Source organism: Helicobacter sp. MIT 99-5507 (assembly GCF_003364295.1).
Taxonomy (GTDB): Bacteria; Campylobacterota; Campylobacteria; order Campylobacterales; family Helicobacteraceae; genus NHYM01.
Genome location: NZ_NXLO01000001.1, coordinates 19,428 through 38,753 on the forward strand (window position 1 = coordinate 19,428; position 19,326 = coordinate 38,753).

Consider the following 19,326-nt stretch of genomic DNA (forward strand, 5'->3'; position numbering starts at 1 on the left):
ATGTTGAAACGGATTTATGATTTTATAAAAAGTGTTGATATTTATTATAAAAATGCTTTTAGAGTGTATTTTCTTGGCACGATTTTATCTATCATTGGTGGGTTGTTTTTAAGTATTTATATTTTATTTTATGATGGTTATAAATGGGAGCTAGAGATTTTTAGATTTTTATTATTAAATTTATTTCTTATTTTTATGGCTCTAAATTTAGAGAGTATTAATTTTTTAAAAGACAATAAACTACTTAGGTATTTGCTTATTTGTATTATTCTTATTGCATCTGGAATCTTTGTATATGATATCATTCCTATTGATAATAGCTCTATGGATATAAAAACATTGCAATACATTGCGATTTTGCTTGCATCAATTGCATTATTTGTATCTTTTAATTTGAGATTTAATTTTTATAGTTTTTTTGATTTTGTAGGAAGTGCATTTTTTGCTTTTGGTATTTTTATACTTTTTTTGATACTTTTTGTTATATCTTGTATTAGTATAGATTTTTTATTTAGAGTTAGTTTTGATGAAATATATTATGTTTGTTGCGTGTGTGTTGCAACTATATTTTTTGTATTTTTTATTGGAAAAGTTTCATCATTAAATCATTATTTAGCAACAAATATAGAATCTATAAGCAAAATAACAGATAAAAGAATAAATAATCTATTTCTTATTTTTAGTATTTTTTCATATTTTTATGCTTCTATTTTGATTCTCTATTTTGCATTATTATTTTTTGGGATTCTATCTCCGCAATATAGTGCAATCCATCTAATCATCTGGTTTAGTTTCTTTAGTATTACGCTTTTTTGGTTAAATCAATCTTTGGGCTCAAAATATCTAGGCAAACTTTTTGTAACATTGTTGTTTTTATTAAATATCATTGCTTTGTATTCGATTATAATTAGAATCTATGAATATGGATTTACTCCAAGTAGATATTTTGTCCTTATCTCTTGTATATTCTTGTTTGTAAGTATTATTTTGTCACTATTTGGACGCAATTATTTAAAGATAGTGTTTTATTTATTTGCCATATTATGTATTTTTTCTACATTTGGTAGTTTGAATGCGATTAAAGTATCCATAGATTCCCAGCTTCGTGCATTAAAAAGTCTAGAAATGACAAAAGAGAATCATGATCGGATTTCAAGTATATATTCGTTTTTAATTTATTATTTAGATGAAGATGAGCTTGCAGATTATAAGACTTTTTTAAATTCATATGATGATTTACATAATAAAGATAATAAAACATATCGATATTATTCTCGTATGCCACAAGTTATTAGTGTTTATGGATTTGATTTGTTTGTAGAAGGAGTTGAGCTAGATACAAAGACTTCTGTGCTAAAAGGTGGAAATATCAGCTTTGATCTAAAAAATGATAGCTTGATAATTAGTAGAAATGAAATATTTATAAAGATTGATAATTTTTATGATTTTATGAAAAAAGAAATGGATAAAATACTTAATGAACCATGTAAGATTTGCCCACTTGTAGTAGAAGTCAAAAATGGCAATAAAAAATTAAAACTCTATATAGATTATATTATCTATGATGATGAAAAGAAAATAATTTATAAAATAGGTTTTAATGCCCTATTAAAGTTAGATTCTAAAGCAAATAATCCATCAACAACAAAAGCATTATAATGCTTTTAGAATCTTCAAATATAAAAAAGCGACAATTCTTACATCTCTTCCCAAGGAGATTTGGGATAAAAGGAAGCAAGATTCATATTTATGGTCCGCCAAAAAGTGGTAAAACTTGTATTGCACTTCATCATATAAAAGATATTAAAAATTCATTTTATATTGATTGTAATGATTTTAGAAATAAAGATGAGCTAATAAAAAGCTATTTGCTAAAAATTTCTATGGAAAAAAAGATTGATTGTCTAGTGCTTGATAATATGGATTTTGCAAAATTTTTTCTTCCAGCAATAGAAAATATCATCACTATTAATGAATATAAAACTAAAAATTTGGATTTTGCAAATAAAGCTATTTTGCCACTTAGCTTTGAGGAATACATCAGTTTTGATACGCAGAATCTTGATATAAATCATTTATTTGATAGTTTTTTAAATTATGGGAATCTACCTGTAACACTAAATATCAAGGATAATAATAAGCTTGATTTTAAACAGCAAATGCTCTTAGTGATATTTAAAAAATATATTCACATTTTTATACTTCTTTGTCAATTTCAAGGTATGCAAATGACGATAAATCAAATATATTCATTGCTAAAAAAAGACTTTAAAATATCAAAAGATAAAATATATTTTTTGATGCAAGATTGGCAAGATAGGGGGCTAATATATTTTGTGCCACATTATCATAATGAAAAATTAGCAAAAAAAATATTTTTATGGGATTTTAGTTTGAAATCTTTTGTAAGCTATGAACGAAATATTCTTTGCTGTGTTGAAAATATGATTTTTTTAGAATTATTAAAAACAGAATCCAATATATACTATTCAAATAAAATAAACCTAATATGCAATAAAAAAGGATATATTATTTCACTTTTTAGCACACTTGAAAATATAAAAGAATATCTTTTAAATATAGATTTTATGGATTTAGATATTTTTGTTATTACACTTAATTTAGAAGGTGAAATAAATATAAAAAATAAAACTATAAAAATATTAAATTTTATAAATTTTGCTCTTGGAGAATAAACTTTGCATAGATTCTAAGGAATCTTAGAATCTTTATATTTGCTCTTTGTGTATATCATCCATATAAAATTTTACAGAATTCATACCTTCTTTTAATGCCCATTCATAGGCTTGTGATACAAATTCCCAATTTATATGTTTATAGAATTCTTCTAAATATTTTGCTCTTAAATTTTTATAATCAATATAATAAGCATGCTCCCATACATCAACAACAAGTATTGGAATCTTATTAGATTCAAGTGGAGTATTTGCATTTGAAGTTTGTAATATTTCTAGTTTTTTATCATGATTTAGCACGACCCAGCACCAACCAGAGCCAAATAATGTAGTTGCACTTTGGATAAAAGATTCTCTAAATTTTTCAATACTACCAAAATCTTTATTGATCGCAGATTCTAGCTCATTGCTGATTTTTGTGCTTTTTGGGGAGATACAATCAAAATAAAAATCATGATTATAAATTTGTGCTGCATTATTATAGATTCCACCTTGTGAATTCATGACTATATCATATAGCGATTTTTTTTCAAATGGTGAATCTTTTATTAGATTGTTTAGATTATTTACATAAGTTTGATGATGTTTTAAATGATGATATTCTATTGTCTTATCGCTTATAAACTCTCCATTAAACGCATTTTTGTCATATGGTAAATTTCGTAAATTAAACATAAAAACTCCTTATAAAATTTATATTATACAACTTATTGCTAAAATGTATTGGATTTTGAGTAGATGATATCTGTTCCTTTTGGTGCATTAAACACAAAAATACTATCATCAATATTTGTATTTATTTTTATATTGCTTAGTATTATTTCATTTTTGTTATCTAAAGTATCTGTATATTCTATTTTTTTTGGCATATCATTGGAATCTAAATATATAAAAAAAGTAATATTATTTGCATGGCTTATAATCTTATCTCCATCTTGTTTGGCATTGTTTAATATATCTACAAGTCCTATTCCACTTGTAAATATGATTGCTTGATTTAAGTTTGGCTCATATACTATGGTTTGTTTTTCATCTATAAATACTTCTTTTTCAAATGGTTTTGTATATTTATAATATGATTTATAACCCTTCGTTGTGACTGAATTTCCACTATATTCTATTTTATTATTATCGCTAGTTGTTATTATTTGCACAAAATCTGCTTTGATATTATTTATACTTTTTAAATCAAAAGAAAAACATATATTTATAATAAAAAACAAATAAACTAAGATTCTCATAATCCACCTTTATTAGAGATTAAGTCTAGATTTTAGCATAAAATGATAGAATCCAACATCTATTAAATAAATACGATTCAAGGCTTTCAATGATACAAAATATATTTAATAAACTTCTTGGCACTAGAAACCAAAGAATGCTAAATAAATACAAACAAAAACTAAATGCAATTAATAATCTAGAATCTAAATATCAAAATTTTAGTGATGATGAGCTAAAGGCTGCATTTAACACTTTAAAAGAAAATACTAAAAACAAATTTGATGAAATAGGACAAGGAGCGCTAGATTCTGTCTTGATAGAATCTTTTGCAATCACTAGAGAAGCATCAAAAAGAGTGCTAAATATGCGACATTTTGATGTGCAGCTTATTGGTGGTATGGTGCTACATGAAGGGAAAATTGCAGAGATGAAAACAGGTGAAGGTAAAACTCTTGTAGCAACTCTTGCAGTAATCCTAAATGCAATGATTGGTAAAAGCGTGCATGTAGTAACCGTAAATGACTATCTAGCAAGAAGAGATGCCACTGAAATGGGTGCATTGTATGAATTTTTAGGTTATAGTGTTGGTATCATTACAGGCGATGAACGAGATGAAGAAAGCAAACTAAAACAATATAGCTGTGATATTATCTATGGCACAAATAATGAATTTGGATTTGACTATCTTAGGGATAATATGAAGTTTTCGTTATCAAATCAATTCCAAAAAGATCATTTTTTTGCAATCGTTGATGAGGTGGATTCTATCCTTATTGATGAAGCTAGGACGCCACTTATTATATCTGGACCTGCAAATAGAAAGCTAGAAAATTATGGCTTAGCAAATAGCGTAGCTCAAAAAATGACAAAAGATATAGATTTTAGTATTGATGAAAAAAATCGAACCATATTGATAGCAGAATCTGGTATCAAAAAAGCTGAAGAAATATTTAAAGTAGATAATCTCTATAATATAGAAAATGCGTTTTTAGCTCATCATCTTGATCAAGCATTAAAAGCAAATTTCTTGTTTCAAAAAGACAAAGATTATATCGTGCGGGATGGTGAAGTAATAATTGTAGATGAATTTACAGGAAGACTTAGCGAGGGTAGGAGATTTAGCGATGGATTGCACCAAGCAATAGAGGCTAAAGAATTGGTAGATATAAAAGAAGAAACCCAAACTCTAGCGGATATTACATTTCAAAATTATTTTAGAATGTATGAAAAATTATCAGGAATGACAGGAACAGCACAAACTGAAGCTAGCGAATTTTTACAAATTTATAAATTAGATGTTGTTAGTATTCCTACAAATGTGCCAAATATAAGAAAAGATTATAATGATTTGATATTTAAGAGTGAAGCAGAAAAGTTTGATGCAGTTTGTAAAAAAATAGTAGAACTTCATAAAAGTGGAATCCCAGTATTAATCGGGACAGCAAGTATAGAAAAAAGTGAAAAATTACATGAATTACTAAAAAAACAAAGAATCCCGCATACCGTTTTAAATGCAAAGCAGCATACAAAAGAAGCAGAAATTATCAAAGATGCAGGTAAAATTGGTGCTGTAACAATAGCTACAAACATGGCAGGTCGTGGTGTTGATATAAAAATAGATAAAGAAGTAGCAGATCTTGGTGGATTATTTATCATTGGGACAGAGAGACATGAAAGTAGAAGAATAGATAATCAGCTAAGAGGTAGAAGTGGAAGACAAGGTGATCCTGGTGCTAGTCAGTTTTATTTAAGTCTTGAAGATAATCTACTTAGAATCTTTGGTAGTGATAAAATAAAAGGTATTATGGAAAAACTAGGATTAAAAGATGGCGAGCATATAGAATCTTCTTTTGTAACAAGATCTATTGAAAATGCACAAAAGAAAGTAGAATCTTTGCATTTTGAAACTAGAAAACATATATTAGAATATGATGATGTTGCAAATGAGCAAAGAAAAATAATATATCAATTTAGAAACAAACTTCTTGATGAAAATTATGATTTATCACAAAAAATAAAAGAAGATAGAGAATTTAGCATTCAAAATGTATTTTTAAATCTTGATTTTATGCAAGATAATAATATTGATAAAGTTGGTATTTCAAATAAGATTCTAGAAGATTTTGGAAGCAAGATTGTATTTGAAGATTCTACAGATGATATTTCTTTATTGCAAGAACAAGCAAATATTGCACTTACAAATGATTATGAAGCAAAAATGAAACCTCTTACAGACACTCAAAGAAAAGATATTGAAAGAATAGTATATTTGCAGGTATTAGATAATGCTTGGAGAGAGCATTTATACACTATGGATAATTTAAAAACTGGTATTGGACTAAGAGGATACAATCAAAAAGATCCATTGATTGAATATAAAAAAGAGAGTTATAATTTATTTTTAGAGTTTAAAGATAATCTAAAAATTGAAAGCTCAAAAATGATCCATATGATAAAGCTAAGAGAGCAGAGTAGAGATGATGAAGAGCAAGCAAAAGCGATGCTAAAACATCTCGAAGAAGAAAATAATGATGATATATCTTTCAATAAAGATGGAAACAATGATGAGATAAAAAAAAGCACAAAAGTAGCTAGAAATGATCCTTGTCCTTGTGGAAGCGGCAAAAAATATAAATTATGCCATGGTAAAAGCGGACCTAAAAAAGGCATATTAGCTAATTAAGGTGTATTATTGTTACCTAGATTCTTAGTTTTTAAATATCTTCGTTTTGATAAAACTCAACCATTTATATCAATAACAGCAATACTGGCTTTTCTTGGTGTTGGTATTGGTGTGATGGTGTTAATCGTGGCTATGGCGATTATGGAAGGTATGATAAAACATTTTGAAGATAGATTATTTACTATGAATTATCCACTTACTATCTTTCAAAAAGGATATGGTGCAGTAAATAATACATTGCTTTTAAATCTTACAGAGCAATTTAAAAATTTACAATTTAGCCCATATATAAAATCTCAAGGTGCTATTAAAATTGGTGATACACTAAATGCTGGTATTATATATGGTATAGATTTTAATAAAGAAATGAGTATAAATAAAATCTTAAGAGAATCTTATCATAATGAAAATTTTAATAGTGATAGTATAATCATAGGTAAAAGGCTGCTTGATGAAACTTCTATCGATATAAATACTAGGGTTACATTGATTTTTACTCAAATGCAAGCAGGCGGAATGGGGCTAATACCTAGTATGAAAAGATTTAATATAGATGGATATTTTAATTCTGGGCTTCATGCATATGATAATAGCTATATGTATATTAATATTAAAACATTACAAACTATCAAAAACTATCCACTAGATATATATGATGGAATCCATATATATTCAAATAATCCAATGAAAGATATTATAAAACTAAGAGAATATTTACCTCATGATGTAGGTATCGTTGGTTGGTGGGAGCAAAATGGTAATTTTTTTAGTGCAATAGCGATGGAAAAAAGAGCTTTATTTATAGTATTAATGTTAATTATTATAATGGCTTCATTAAATATTATTAGTTCTCTTATGATGGTTATTATGACAAGAAGAAGAGAGATAGCTCTTTTGTTATCACTTGGTATGGGAAAAAAAGATATACAAAAAACATTTTTTTATTTAGGAAATGTTATAGGAATTAGTGGTGTGTTTTTTGGCGTTTTATTAGCATTTATTTTGCTTTATTTATTGCAAGTATTTCCTATCATATCTCTCCCTGCTGATGTTTATGGTAGCTCAAAATTACCATTGCATATATCATTTATAGATATTTCTTTAACGATAGTTGGTGCTATTATAGTTGTCCTTTTGTCATCATATTATCCATCCATAAAAGCATCAAAAATCAATCCTTTATCCACATTAAGAAGTGAGTAGCTTATAATTAATATGGATATTTTTATATTATCATTGTATTTCTACTTTTTTTCGCTATAATTCATACTTTATTTCTTGTCTTTATACTTTTATGCGGGAATAGCTCAGTGGTAGAGCACAACCTTGCCAAGGTTGGGGCCGCGGGTTCGATCCCCGTTTCCCGCTCCAAATATAAAATAATGTTGCCCGGGTGGTGGAATTGGTAGACACAAGGGACTTAAAATCCCTCGGATATTGCTTCCGTGCCGGTTCAAGTCCGGCCTCGGGCACCATATTTATGGCGACATAGCCAAGTGGTAAGGCATGGGCCTGCAAAGCCTTGATTCCCCAGTTCGAATCTGGGTGTCGCCTCCAAAATAATAGAATCTTACTCGGGAGATGGCTGAGTGGTTGAAAGCGGCGGTCTTGAAAACCGTTGAGGGTAACACCTCCGGGGGTTCGAATCCCTCTCTCCCGGCCACTCTTTTTTACTTCAAATATTTATAATAGTTTTTAAAAGATTTTTAATTATTTATAGATTCTCATATAAAATAAAATTTTTAGCGGGTGTTAGATTAAAATAGTCAAAAATCCTATTTGAAATAATAAAAAGCAATGCAATGCTAAAAGATTTATAAGGCAGTCTGCCTTGTATTTTAGTTTTTTGATATAAAAATGAGTGAGTTTAAATAAATTACAATCTTGCTTTAAGAAAGATATAGCTTTTTTATCTTCTTTCTAAATGAAACCTACAATCTTTCTAATATAATTTTATCTTCCATAAAATCATTATAAATTTCTTTATTTATTTGTGATTTAGAAAACGCAATGAAGTAATTATTTTTTACATCTTGTTTATTGTATAAAAGTTGTTTTTTTGTATTAAAATCAAGTATTATTCCGCCACTTTCTCTTAAAATAATATCACTTGCTGCGATATCCCACTCTTTTGTCCCATTAAATCGTGGATAAATATCGGCTTTTCCTTCTGCAATAGAACATATTTTTAGTGATGAACCAAGTGTTTGTTTTATTAATTTATATTTTTTTATAAAATTATCTACATTTTTTGTGCTATGGAATCTACTATCAAGTGCTATTATAGCTGTTGTATCTTTTTGACTATAAATCCTTATTGCATTATCAATGATATTAGAATCTTCTAATACATAAGCTCCATTTTTTTCCAATGCAAAATACATTTTTTTTAATGCTGGTGCATATACTACACCAAGTATTGGTATATTGTGCTTTAATAAAGCTATATTGATTGTCCATTCATTATTTTTTGATATAAAATCTTTTGTCCCATCTAGCGGGTCTATAAGCCATAAATATTCTTCATTTTTTCTTTTACTATAATCTAATATATCTTCTTCAGAATTAATTTTAAAAGAACTAATAGCTTGCAAATTATGAGTAATTATTCTATTAGATTCTATATCAGCTTTTGTTAATGGAGAATCATCATCTTTTTTTATAAAACTTGTATCGCCATAGTATTTTAATACTATTTCTCCTGCCCTAAAGGCTATATTGATTACATTATTTAGCAAATCTTTCATAGTTTTGTTTCCAAATCCGCAATAGAATCTATCTCTATCCAGCCTCTATTGATAAAAACTGGCTCTATATTATTAAATGTATTTATTATTTCTTGCAAAAAACTAGTCATATACATATTATAAAAATCCTTTCCATCATAGATTCTGCTTTTATCCAAACTATCATAAAAATCAATCATTGTTGTTATGAAATTATGTGATATTTTAAATAACCCTATATATTGTCCTTCTATTTCATCAATAGAATCTACTTTTTTGCCTATTTCTATGATTTTATTATTTTTGATTTTTAAACTTTCTGCATCACTTAATACATCTTCAAATCTATCATTCCACAACTCTTTCCAATTTTTATCAACAATAACACCAAAATCACCATCATAGTTTTTTAATTTTTTTATAATTTCACTTTTGTATATAATATCTGCATATGTGATTATTAAATCTTGTTTATCTTTTGCACAAGATTCTAGAAATTCTCTTGCACAAAACATAGTCCATACCATATTTGTATTTTCAAATCTATCATTGATATAAAATTTATTAATATTTATATATTGCTTTAAAACATTAGATAAATATCCGCCAATAATACCTATATCAGTGATATTATTTTCTTTTAATGCCTCTAGCTCATAATCAATAATTGATTTATTATTATATTTCACCATACATTTTGGAATATCATTTGTTAGTGGTGCAAGTCTCGTGCCTTTTCCTGCTGCTAATATTAAAGCTCTCATTTCTATCCTTTTATATTTTGTAAAAAAGATTCTAAAATATCTCTACTTGGAATACTTAATATTTTTTCTCGCTCGATATGCCACATCATTCCAAAAATAGGAAATTTTTTATGTTTAAAAGATTCTATTGTATCATCATCTGCTTTTGCTGTGATTTCCAAAGTATTTCCTAATTTTGTAATACAATAATTATGAAACGAATTGACTTTGTATGTTTGATTTTTAAATTTTATTGTATGTTGTTTATTTACATGGTTTGGCATTTTTTGTAATGTAGATTTAAAATAATACGCCAGAATCTGAGCACCTCTACATACACCAAGTATCGGGATATTAGATTTTATGCAATATTTAATGATATTTTTTTCATATTTATCTCTTAATATGCTTAGATTATTTGGATTTAGATGTGATAAGTCATTTCCACCACTAAATATAACACCATTGATATTATATTTTTCTATAGGTTTTGTATAACTAAGCGGTATAAAATCAGTATCACTTAATAATTCTCCCCACTCTAGGCTCAAAGCTTCCCTAATTTCATAATAAGTGCTATTTTGTTCTAATCTTTGAGTGATACCTATCATAATATAAATACTTGATTATTAAGTGAATCTATTGTTAGTTTATTTGCATTTTTGTATGTTTTAAATCTATCTTCACCTACACCAATTACTGCTGGCAGCGATAATTCAGAACATCGTATCGCCATATGTGAATTTGCTCCACCATAGCATGTTATTAGACCTGCAATATTTTTGGTAAATAGATAATCATATCCTGGGTCTGCAGAATCTATCAAAACAATTTTATTTTCTAACTCTACATCACTTTCTAATGCAATTTTTGCTGTAATGATTTTTTGTGTAATAAAATTTGGTTGTGATTGCAGACTACTAAAATACAATATATCATTGCTATTTATTATCAATGGAGGCAGCTTTATTGCTTGTGTGACTTTATATTCTTCTTTATGTCTTTGTATTTCATTTCTAAATTTTTTGCTAGGAGGATCTTTGTATATTGTTGATTGCAAAGATAATATATTATTAATATCAAGGTGTGATAAATCCTCTTTGCTGATATTTAGCTCTTTCCCAAAAAGAGCGATAAAATCAAGTGTGCTTGATAGTAATTTTGTAAATTTAAATTTTGCTAACTCTCTTCCTTCTATTACGATTCTAAAAAAATCAAATAATTCTTTTGCACTTATTTGGATTCCATTTTGCATAAGGATTGTGTCTAATTCACTTTCTTTTTGCTTACTTAGCCTAAAAATATTATCTTGTTTTATAGTAGTATTATTTGTTGTGTTTGAGAAATAAATATCAAATGCCTCTTTATAACAAGGAGAAAGAATATTATAGCTTCCAGCACGTAAATGTCCATATTTGTCTAAAAATTCTTCTTTTTTGATACTATTATTTTGCATTTTCATCATATCAATTGATAATTCTTTATTAATTGTTTTTAGAGATAATAAAAATTGATTTTTTTCTAATACACTAAAAAACCCAATATCAACTAATGAATTTATCATTTGCATTGCTACAAATGCAGCCCTTGCGATTCCTGCAAATGGAAGTGTCCCAAATCTCTTGCAATCTTCAATAAGCCAATATATTTTATCTATAATATTTAGATTAGATTGCATTATAGAATCAAATCTACTCTCAAGCAATGCTATTTTGTTTAGATCTTTTAAATATAGACCACTTTTGGAATCTAAAATATTATTTGTAAGCGTTAATAAGCTAAATTCGATTCGCTTTAGCTCATTTTGATTAAAGCCATGTTTTTTTAATATCTGCAATTTATTTGGTAGATTAAAATCATAACATGAAAAAACTATATCAAATTCAATTTTATCATGTAAGTGTGGCTTGGATTCTAATGCTTTTAGATAATAATTCACTAGCTTATTTGCTATTGTTTCATCTAGTTTTTTTGGTATAAACGAATTAAATGATAATCTTACATCAATGTAGGGCACGCCCAAAAATGAATACATCAATGGGTGAGATCTTAGATTTCTATATCCATAATTATCCCTTTGATACGCCCAAATATTATCAGTCACTAATTCTTTATATAAAGATAAAGCAAGTCTTTTTGGTTTTAGTCCTATTATCTCTGCTGGATTCCAATCTGGCATAACACCAAAAATCGTTTTATCACCTAATATATGCGGATGTCGTAATGATAGATTATCTATTTGTGTTTGCAATCGCTTTAAGATTCCACTATTTATTGCATTAAAATAGTTATTTTTATTTTTCATTACAAGTGGGCGGACTTGTAAAATATATAAATCACCATTTTTTGTAAATGCAAATTCTACATCTAGGGCATTATTATCAAAAATAGATTCTAATTCTAATAGTGTTTTAATAATTTTATTTATTTTCTTATTTTTTGATTTATGTTCTCTAAAAACTATGATATTTGTTAGATTTGAAGTTTGACCACTTGTTACACTATCGCTACTACCGCTTTCATCATAGCTTATACAAAAATATGGTGCATAATTATCTTTATCTACACTAAATGCAACGCCGCATATATCGATAGATTCTAACATCGGCTGCACTAAAATGTAATTATCTTTACAACCCCACCCCATGGAGGATTTTACTTTTCTTAGTGCATCTTTTAGTGCTTTTGTATCATTTGTATTGATATTTGGTATGCTCAAAAATGCCCCAGCATTAGAGGTAGAATCTGTATCTTCATTGCTTGCAGAGCTTCTTAATATTACCTTATTGCCTAATTTTTGTATATTACTAATTATATTTTTATTATCAATATCATCTACCATTACCAAAGGGAGAATCTTTGCATTTTTAATAATTGTAGATAGATTTTTTAGATTCTCTCCTTTGTTTATAAATGATAATTTTTTCAAAAAATCCCCTTTAATTTACTTTTTTTGCACTCCAGCATCTAGTAGTGTATTTTATATTAAAGCTACTTGGAAGCCTATGTTTCATCTGGTATGCAATTTTTTCAAATAATTCATTTCCACTTTTTTGCTCTAAATCCCAATATGGGTTTTTCACGCTTTTCCATGCATTGATATAGTTTTCAACACTTTGATGAAAATAAAAATCTTGCTCTATATATATTATATTATCAAATAGATCTTTTCTGCTTTCAATTATTGGACGTTGGTCTTCTCTACGGACACCTCTAGTGTAGTTTGGCACTAAATCCATTATAATTTCTTCTGCGATTTCTTGAATAGGATCATTTAAATCTCTATGATTCCACATGCAAGAAAAATATCCATCATCTTTTAGGATTCTATGTGTTTCTTGCAATGCCAAATCTCTATCCATAACATTAAAACTACTTCCAAAAGTAACCCAATCAAAAGCTTTATTTTCTAATGTGCTTTCAATACCAATTGCTCTTACCCATTTTATATTTTGATTCTTTGTTCGTTCAATTCCAATTTCTCTCATCGCATCATTTGGCTCTACCGATGTAACTTCACAGCCCCGCTCTAATAGCATTATGCTTAAATTACCAGTTCCAGCACCAATATCTGCTACTTTTATTTTAGAATTCCCCCCCCCCATTTTGCTAACAAGATATGCAAGCATATCAATACAACTAGGTGCATAATTTGGTCTATATTCATAAAATTTAGCGTGTTTTGTGTAATCCCAATTTTGTTCTACTATTTTTTTCATATTTTTATTTCCTTTCTTTTTTAATTATTAACCTTTTTGGCACTCCAAGCTCGAATCTTATATGGTATCTCAATAATATCTAGATTCTGTATTTTATCTTTTATCATAGCCATTATTTTATTCCATCTTTCTTCCCCTGCTTGTGCTTGTATATCATTTACTGATTGCCATGCCCCTAAATATCTTTCTTTACTCATCATCTCAATATAATCACATTCCATAAAGAAACAATCTATAAAATCATTTGTTGATACTAGAATCTCCTCCCATTTTTTTGTATTTTGTGAGCCAGAACTAACTCTATTTAATTCTGGAATAATATTTTTTATCTCCTCTTCTATTTGATAAAATATAGAATCTTTTATTATATTTCTAGGATTCCATATCGCTGTGAAATATCCTCCATTTTTTAAGATTCTTCTAAATTCTGGCAATGATTTTGTATGGTCAGTCCAATGAAATGATGATGCCATTATCACCCAATCAAATTCATTTGCTTTCATTGTTGTATTTTCACCATCACCTTTAAACCATTTTATATTTGTATTTTTTGTATATTCTATGCCTTCATTTCTCATCGCATCATTTGGTTCTACTGCACTGACATTAAAACCAAAATTTGATAGCATTTTTGTAAGCTTTCCTGTTCCTGCGCCAACTTCGCATATTTTGAAATCTTTTATATCTTTGTTAAATGTATTTACACATAAAAATAACTTTTCTAATAACATGGCACTATATGCAGGTCTATTGATATAATATTTTGCTACTTGTGTGAAATCACCTTGTTTCATGTTTTCTTTATTCTCCTTTGAAATGATTTAAAAATCTTTTTGTATATGTAAAGCTATCAAATATCATCGGGGCTTCTTTTTTGATATAAAAAAGTTCATCATCAATATCTTTTGCTAATTGTTTTGAGAATGCAAGCAAATCATTTTTATCATCCAATAAAAAATCAATAATTTCATCTTCATTAAACATAAGATTATTGTGTTTTTCTATCATCAAGAGAGCATAATCTATATATTTATAAGCTTCTATGAGAGCTTTAGAAACTAATTCTTCTTTTGTATCTTTTGTGAATGATACTAAACAAAGAGGATAATCTTGGTAATTATCAATAATTATGTCATCTTTTAAAATATAATAATCTTTATTTATACAATCTTGTTTTTTTGCTACATTGCCATTCATATCTATTTCTTTTAAACTTTTATTAGTTAGTCTTGATACAGTTGATATTGCAAATTCCCCCCCCCCATCTATGCTAAAAATATGAGGAAAACATCTAGGAAAAATAGAGCCTTTTATTACACTCTCACTGCTGCAAATTTCTTTTGTGTTATTGTAAGGGAGTTTAAATCGCTTTATAAAATTATTTAGTGTAGTTGGCATTTCACTTTCTCCTATATCTTTCATTGTTAGATATGTAATATCTAGTTTTAAATGATCTATTAGTTTTCTTTGTGAGCTAAAATAAAACATTAAATGTGAAATACCTTTTATAATTTCAATTAATTTATCTTGTGCATCTTTTTTATTATTTATCTTTGAAATACTATGAAACATAGTGACATTTATATTGCTTTTTATGACAGAAATAGGATCTCGAACTATTTGATATACAGGGACTTTTTTGGTGCATGTTTGTAGAATCTTGTGGCTTTGATTATTTAGTGGGGCTTTATCTAAAACCATACCGCTAAAATTTCTATAAAATATAAATGGTCTTACTATTTCATAACTCCATATTTCTTCTGGTCTTGCTCCTATCTTTTTTAGATAATGAAACATCGCAGTCATTCCTAGTCCATGTCCGCCAAGGAGAATATAGTCATAATTTTGTGGATGAGGCAATAGATTGCAAGAGCTAATAACTTGCTTTGCAAACGGCAATCTATCAAAAAAAGCGTGGATTCTACCGCCTTTTAGCAATTTGAAAGCTGATTTTATTTTTCTTATTATTATCAAGATTCTATCTCCAAAAATTTCTTGTATTCTAACCAATTTTGAAATATATGTGAAGATTTTTCTTTTATTATGCTTGTTTCATGCTCTAGGAATGACTTGATTTTTTTATATACATTTGGGTTATGTTTGAAGTATCTAAATAATATTTCTATATCTATTTTATATTTATTGTAGATATTTTCAATTTTTATAACTTCATAAAGATATTGTTCTACTTTTTTGTTTATCTCATTTAACAAATTATCATTAATTTGTATTTTTTCTTTGCTTGAGATATTTAACTTCCTATTTTTGAATTTTTTTGATATATAATTTTTGGTTATATAGAATCTAGAATCAAGTTTATTATATATATTTTTTTGTATATCAAATACACTAAAATCATCATCAAATGGCGATACCATAAACTCTATACCATCAATATAAAATAAATGCGGGAATGATCTTGTAAATATATCATTAACATTGATATAAACTGCATTATCATCTGATGCCTTAATATTAATGTGTTTTGCTATATCATGCATTGTTGATTTTGCAATTTCTCCTTTTAGCATAGCTGTATCTATGAATTTTATATCCGTGATTTTATCTTTTATCATATTTACATTGCTAGTAAAGCCAATTACTGAAAACATGAATCTATCATCATTTATGATATTAATACAATCTTTTAAATCATTAATTTTATTTTTTGTTATATTTGTATAGATTGTATGATTTATCGCAGATACTATTGCTAATATAGGATCTCTTACTAGGCAAATAGCTGGAGCTTGTTTTTTAAAATGTCTATTTAAATACTCTTGTATATCTTTATTATAACCATCTAGTGTAACTCCCCAAGCTCCATATCCATATCCTCTAAATAGCTCCCAATATATTCTTAGTGCTCTTTTATTATCAAGATATTCTTTATGCAGGGCTATAAGTGTTAGTGGTAAGATATTGTTATGTTTCTTGATGTATGGGGGGGTAGTGCATTTAGATATATAATACAATAAAGAATGATAGCCAACTCCATGCGTCCCAACTAGAAAGAAGCTATAACTCTGTGGTATTGGTAATATATCATCTAGTGATGCTGGAATTATTCTTAATAATATAGATCTTATTATTAATTTGTATTCATTATTTTTTATACGATTGATTAGTGTATTTATTTTATTCATCATTCACCTTTAAGAATTTTGTATAGTAAGTCCAAGATTCTACAATATTTGGTGCATATTTTTTTACATTAGATATTTCATAATCTAGTAATTTTCTAAATTTTTTATATAGTATTTGATCGTTTTTAAAATATTCCAATACATCATTTTCATCAATCTTTGATTGGTCATAGATTTTAAATTTATCACTTAAATCTTTTAGATACTTAATTGCATATGAATTAATAGAATCTTTTATTTCTTTGTTTATATGTTTTATTTTTATATTTTTTCCAATTAGACATATTGCAATTTTACGTTTTAAATTTATATCATCAATGATATTAATGATTTGGAATCTCTTATGCAATGTATTTTCAAATGGAAGTATTTTTATATTAAAGATTTTGCCATTTATATCTATATCAAAATCTTTTTCTATATTTAATGCCAAAGAATCTGCTATTTTTCTAGTGAAAAATTCTTTATCTATATCTATTTTATTAATGCCAATTTTGCTGCAGCATTTTTTAATCGTATTATAAGCATTTTGTTTTGATAGATCATTCATATCAATATATATTAGCTCTTTTGTGATATGTTTAAATTGATTTGGAGATGTTGTAAAGATGAAGTGATGAGGCATATCATCATAAGCTTTTAGATATGATAATAATGTATTTTTTATTAATACCTCATTCCCCCCCCCCATACCATTTACAATATTATCTGCTAACATCATATTTATTCCACCTCTAATGATACTAATAGGATCCCTAACCAAGCAAAATACAGGAACTTTTTTGTTTAGTTTTGAAATAAAATATAATCCACCATTGCAGTGATTTATATCTCTATCACATACAATCCCATAAATCTTTCTATAGCTAAAAAAGCAAGTCCTATCAATTGCAGCAATATCAAATTTTCTCATTGGATATGCATTTACGATATTCATAAAATGCCAAAATGCATTTCTTCCAGTTCCATGTGATGCTAGCATTATGTATCTATATCTTTGTGGTTTTAGTGTATTGCTCCAAAGTGATATTTTTTTCCCTAAGAATCCTGCAATAATCTTATCCCACCAACCATACTCAATGCATATTCTAATAGTATTTATTTTCTTTTTTATGATATTCATTACATTGCCTTAAATTTTTTATAATAAATCCAAGATTCTACAATATTTGGCGCATAATCTTTTACTATAGATATTTCATCTCTAAATACTGCTTTATATTGTTTTTTTAGCTCTTGATTATTGTTTAGATAATCTATTATTTGCTCTTCATTGATTAGGTTGTTTTTCATATCTTTTATTATTTGAAGTATTGTGTTGTAATATGAATTTAGATGAAATGTTATTAAATCTATTAAATTTTTATCATAATTTTTCACATCATTATTGCTATATACTTGCAATCCATACAAAAGCTTTTCTTTGAAAAATATATCACTTACATTAATCATATTTTTTTCTTTTAAAAATACTTGTTGTGTGGTTGAAAATATGAGATTCCCCCCCCCATCAATATTAATTGTAAGTGGGATTAATGTATTTACATCACCATATAATTTATGGGTAAAAAAATCTTTATTTGTTGGGTTTTTGAAGTTTAGCTTTTTAGATAATTTTTGCATTGTATTATAAGCATTTTGGTTTGATAGATCATTCATATCAATAAATATTAGCTCACTAATTTTATTTTTTAAGATTCTATACAATGATGAAAACAGCACGATTTCTTTTATTTTATTGTCATTTTTATAGCTTGTGGTGGATATCAAATAAGCCAATAAATCTAAGCTAGGCTTTTTAGATTCTACTATTTCTCCATTTTTAAAATCTCTATAGCAGATTCTGTGATTTATAGAATCTAGAGCATTTTTGGTTATTTTATAAGCATTATTTTTTCTTATTATTTTTGTGTGCAATTCTAATGTGCTATTTTTACTTATTGTTCTTAAATTTATATGGGATTTTAAAATACTAATAGGATCTCTTACTAAGATGATGGCTGGAATCTTTTGAGTGATTTTTTCTATTATTTTATTTTCGCCCTCTACATTGAGTTCAGCAAAAGTTATACCACATATTTGCTTTTTTGGTTTGAATAATAAATGCGTCAAATACATATAACATCGTTTATAATAGCCTTCAAATGCATAATACCAATTTACCCTAACATTGCAATATTGTAAAAATAATAAAAACGCATTTCTTCCTAATCCATGCGAACCAATGATAATAAAGTCAGCTTTTTTTGGAAACTTGATATGGAAAATATCCATCACTTTTATAATAACTTTATAAAAATACTTATCAATGCATTTTTTAAATGGCTTTAAAATAAATTTTAAGATTCCTCTCATATATCCCCTTTTTTTGAGTAAAAGGTAAATTCTA

The 19,326-nt window shown here is 27.1% G+C and carries 16 protein-coding genes and 4 tRNA genes; 8 read left to right on the forward strand and 12 right to left on the reverse strand.

The window, feature by feature from the left end:
* Positions 1–1,659: a DUF4153 domain-containing protein gene (locus tag CQA42_RS00095; protein WP_115582683.1), complete on the forward strand. Its 1,659-nt coding sequence runs from the start codon at positions 1–3 to the stop codon at positions 1,657–1,659.
* Positions 1,659–2,696 (forward strand): ATP-binding protein, encoded by a 1,038-nt coding sequence (locus CQA42_RS00100; RefSeq protein WP_115582684.1) that lies wholly within the window; start codon positions 1,659–1,661, stop codon positions 2,694–2,696. The genes CQA42_RS00095 and CQA42_RS00100 overlap by 1 nt, the downstream gene beginning before the upstream one ends.
* A gap of 33 nt (positions 2,697–2,729) precedes the next feature.
* Here the strand turns inward: CQA42_RS00100 and CQA42_RS00105 are convergent, their stop codons facing one another.
* Both CQA42_RS00105 and lolA read right to left on the reverse strand, forming a co-directional pair.
* Positions 2,730–3,371, reverse strand: a complete 642-nt coding sequence (locus CQA42_RS00105; protein ID WP_115582685.1) for a superoxide dismutase — start codon at positions 3,369–3,371, stop codon at positions 2,730–2,732.
* A gap of 38 nt (positions 3,372–3,409) precedes the next feature.
* Positions 3,410–3,937 carry a LolA-like outer membrane lipoprotein chaperone gene (gene lolA / locus CQA42_RS00110; protein WP_115582686.1) on the reverse strand — a complete coding sequence of 176 codons (528 nt, stop codon included), beginning with the start codon at positions 3,935–3,937 and terminating at the stop codon, positions 3,410–3,412.
* A gap of 89 nt (positions 3,938–4,026) precedes the next feature.
* Here lolA and secA point away from each other — a divergent pair, with 89 nt between their 5' ends.
* The 6 genes from secA to CQA42_RS00140 all read left to right on the forward strand — a co-directional run bounded on the left by secA (position 4,027) and on the right by CQA42_RS00140 (position 8,266).
* Positions 4,027–6,603 (forward strand): preprotein translocase subunit SecA, encoded by a 2,577-nt coding sequence (secA, locus tag CQA42_RS00115; RefSeq protein ID WP_115582687.1) that lies wholly within the window; start codon positions 4,027–4,029, stop codon positions 6,601–6,603.
* A gap of 9 nt (positions 6,604–6,612) precedes the next feature.
* The gene (locus tag CQA42_RS00120; RefSeq protein ID WP_115582688.1) at positions 6,613–7,806 is read left to right on the forward strand and encodes an ABC transporter permease; all 1,194 of its coding nucleotides are present in this window, start codon (positions 6,613–6,615) and stop codon (positions 7,804–7,806) included.
* A gap of 93 nt (positions 7,807–7,899) precedes the next feature.
* Positions 7,900–7,974, forward strand: a tRNA-Gly gene (locus CQA42_RS00125).
* A gap of 16 nt (positions 7,975–7,990) precedes the next feature.
* Positions 7,991–8,078: transfer RNA gene (locus CQA42_RS00130), tRNA-Leu, on the forward strand.
* A 7-nt stretch (positions 8,079–8,085) separates the two neighbouring features.
* Positions 8,086–8,160: transfer RNA gene (locus CQA42_RS00135), tRNA-Cys, on the forward strand.
* 18 nt (positions 8,161–8,178) lie between these two features.
* A tRNA-Ser gene (locus CQA42_RS00140) sits at positions 8,179–8,266 on the forward strand.
* Between the two features lie 268 nt (positions 8,267–8,534).
* Here the strand turns inward: CQA42_RS00140 and CQA42_RS00145 are convergent.
* From CQA42_RS00145 to CQA42_RS00190, 10 genes are read right to left on the reverse strand one after another with little or no spacing between them, the layout of a single operon-like run.
* Complete coding sequence (locus CQA42_RS00145; RefSeq protein ID WP_115582689.1) at positions 8,535–9,350, reverse strand: 3'(2'),5'-bisphosphate nucleotidase CysQ; 816 nt, start codon at positions 9,348–9,350, stop codon at positions 8,535–8,537.
* Positions 9,347–10,093 (reverse strand): sugar phosphate nucleotidyltransferase, encoded by a 747-nt coding sequence (locus CQA42_RS00150; RefSeq protein WP_115582690.1) that lies wholly within the window; start codon positions 10,091–10,093, stop codon positions 9,347–9,349. Before CQA42_RS00150 ends, CQA42_RS00145 begins: the two co-directional genes overlap by 4 nt.
* 2 nt (positions 10,094–10,095) lie before the next feature.
* Positions 10,096–10,686 carry a gamma-glutamyl-CDP-amidate hydrolase gene (locus CQA42_RS00155; RefSeq protein WP_115582691.1) on the reverse strand — a complete coding sequence of 197 codons (591 nt, stop codon included), beginning with the start codon at positions 10,684–10,686 and terminating at the stop codon, positions 10,096–10,098.
* Positions 10,680–13,001: a PEP-utilizing enzyme gene (locus CQA42_RS00160; protein ID WP_115582692.1), complete on the reverse strand. Its 2,322-nt coding sequence runs from the start codon at positions 12,999–13,001 to the stop codon at positions 10,680–10,682. The genes CQA42_RS00155 and CQA42_RS00160 overlap by 7 nt, the downstream gene beginning before the upstream one ends.
* Positions 13,002–13,011: 10 nt before the next feature.
* On the reverse strand, positions 13,012–13,791 hold the full coding sequence (locus tag CQA42_RS00165; RefSeq protein WP_115582693.1) for a class I SAM-dependent methyltransferase: 780 nt from the start codon (positions 13,789–13,791) through the stop codon (positions 13,012–13,014).
* Positions 13,792–13,811: 20 nt separating this feature from the next.
* Positions 13,812–14,585, reverse strand: a complete 774-nt coding sequence (locus CQA42_RS00170) for a class I SAM-dependent methyltransferase (protein ID WP_115582694.1) — start codon at positions 14,583–14,585, stop codon at positions 13,812–13,814.
* Between the two features lie 7 nt (positions 14,586–14,592).
* Complete coding sequence (locus tag CQA42_RS00175; protein WP_147289238.1) at positions 14,593–15,765, reverse strand: hypothetical protein; 1,173 nt, start codon at positions 15,763–15,765, stop codon at positions 14,593–14,595.
* Complete coding sequence (locus CQA42_RS00180; RefSeq protein WP_181881430.1) at positions 15,762–16,937, reverse strand: DUF2972 domain-containing protein; 1,176 nt, start codon at positions 16,935–16,937, stop codon at positions 15,762–15,764. Before CQA42_RS00180 ends, CQA42_RS00175 begins: the two co-directional genes overlap by 4 nt.
* A complete protein-coding gene (locus tag CQA42_RS00185) occupies positions 16,930–18,060 on the reverse strand; it encodes a DUF2972 domain-containing protein (protein WP_115582697.1) in 1,131 nt (376 codons plus the stop codon). Before CQA42_RS00185 ends, CQA42_RS00180 begins: the two co-directional genes overlap by 8 nt.
* The gene (locus CQA42_RS00190) at positions 18,060–19,292 is read right to left on the reverse strand and encodes a DUF2972 domain-containing protein (protein WP_115582698.1); all 1,233 of its coding nucleotides are present in this window, start codon (positions 19,290–19,292) and stop codon (positions 18,060–18,062) included. The genes CQA42_RS00185 and CQA42_RS00190 overlap by 1 nt, the downstream gene beginning before the upstream one ends.
* Between the last annotated feature and the right edge of the window lie 34 nt (positions 19,293–19,326).

Coding starts and splice junctions, on each gene's coding strand:
- CQA42_RS00095 (WP_115582683.1), top strand. CDS start 1: ATGTTGAAACGGATTTATGATTTTATAAAAAGTGTTGATATTTATTAT.
- CQA42_RS00100 (WP_115582684.1), top strand. CDS start 1,659: ATGCTTTTAGAATCTTCAAATATAAAAAAGCGACAATTCTTACATCTC.
- CQA42_RS00105 (WP_115582685.1), bottom strand. CDS start 3,371: ATGTTTAATTTACGAAATTTACCATATGACAAAAATGCGTTTAATGGA.
- lolA (WP_115582686.1), bottom strand. CDS start 3,937: ATGAGAATCTTAGTTTATTTGTTTTTTATTATAAATATATGTTTTTCT.
- secA (WP_115582687.1), top strand. CDS start 4,027: ATGATACAAAATATATTTAATAAACTTCTTGGCACTAGAAACCAAAGA.
- CQA42_RS00145 (WP_115582689.1), bottom strand. CDS start 9,350: ATGAAAGATTTGCTAAATAATGTAATCAATATAGCCTTTAGGGCAGGA.
- CQA42_RS00150 (WP_115582690.1), bottom strand. CDS start 10,093: ATGAGAGCTTTAATATTAGCAGCAGGAAAAGGCACGAGACTTGCACCA.
- CQA42_RS00165 (WP_115582693.1), bottom strand. CDS start 13,791: ATGAAAAAAATAGTAGAACAAAATTGGGATTACACAAAACACGCTAAA.
- CQA42_RS00170 (WP_115582694.1), bottom strand. CDS start 14,585: ATGAAACAAGGTGATTTCACACAAGTAGCAAAATATTATATCAATAGA.
- CQA42_RS00180 (WP_181881430.1), bottom strand. CDS start 16,937: ATGAATAAAATAAATACACTAATCAATCGTATAAAAAATAATGAATAC.
- CQA42_RS00185 (WP_115582697.1), bottom strand. CDS start 18,060: ATGAATATCATAAAAAAGAAAATAAATACTATTAGAATATGCATTGAG.
- CQA42_RS00190 (WP_115582698.1), bottom strand. CDS start 19,292: ATGAGAGGAATCTTAAAATTTATTTTAAAGCCATTTAAAAAATGCATT.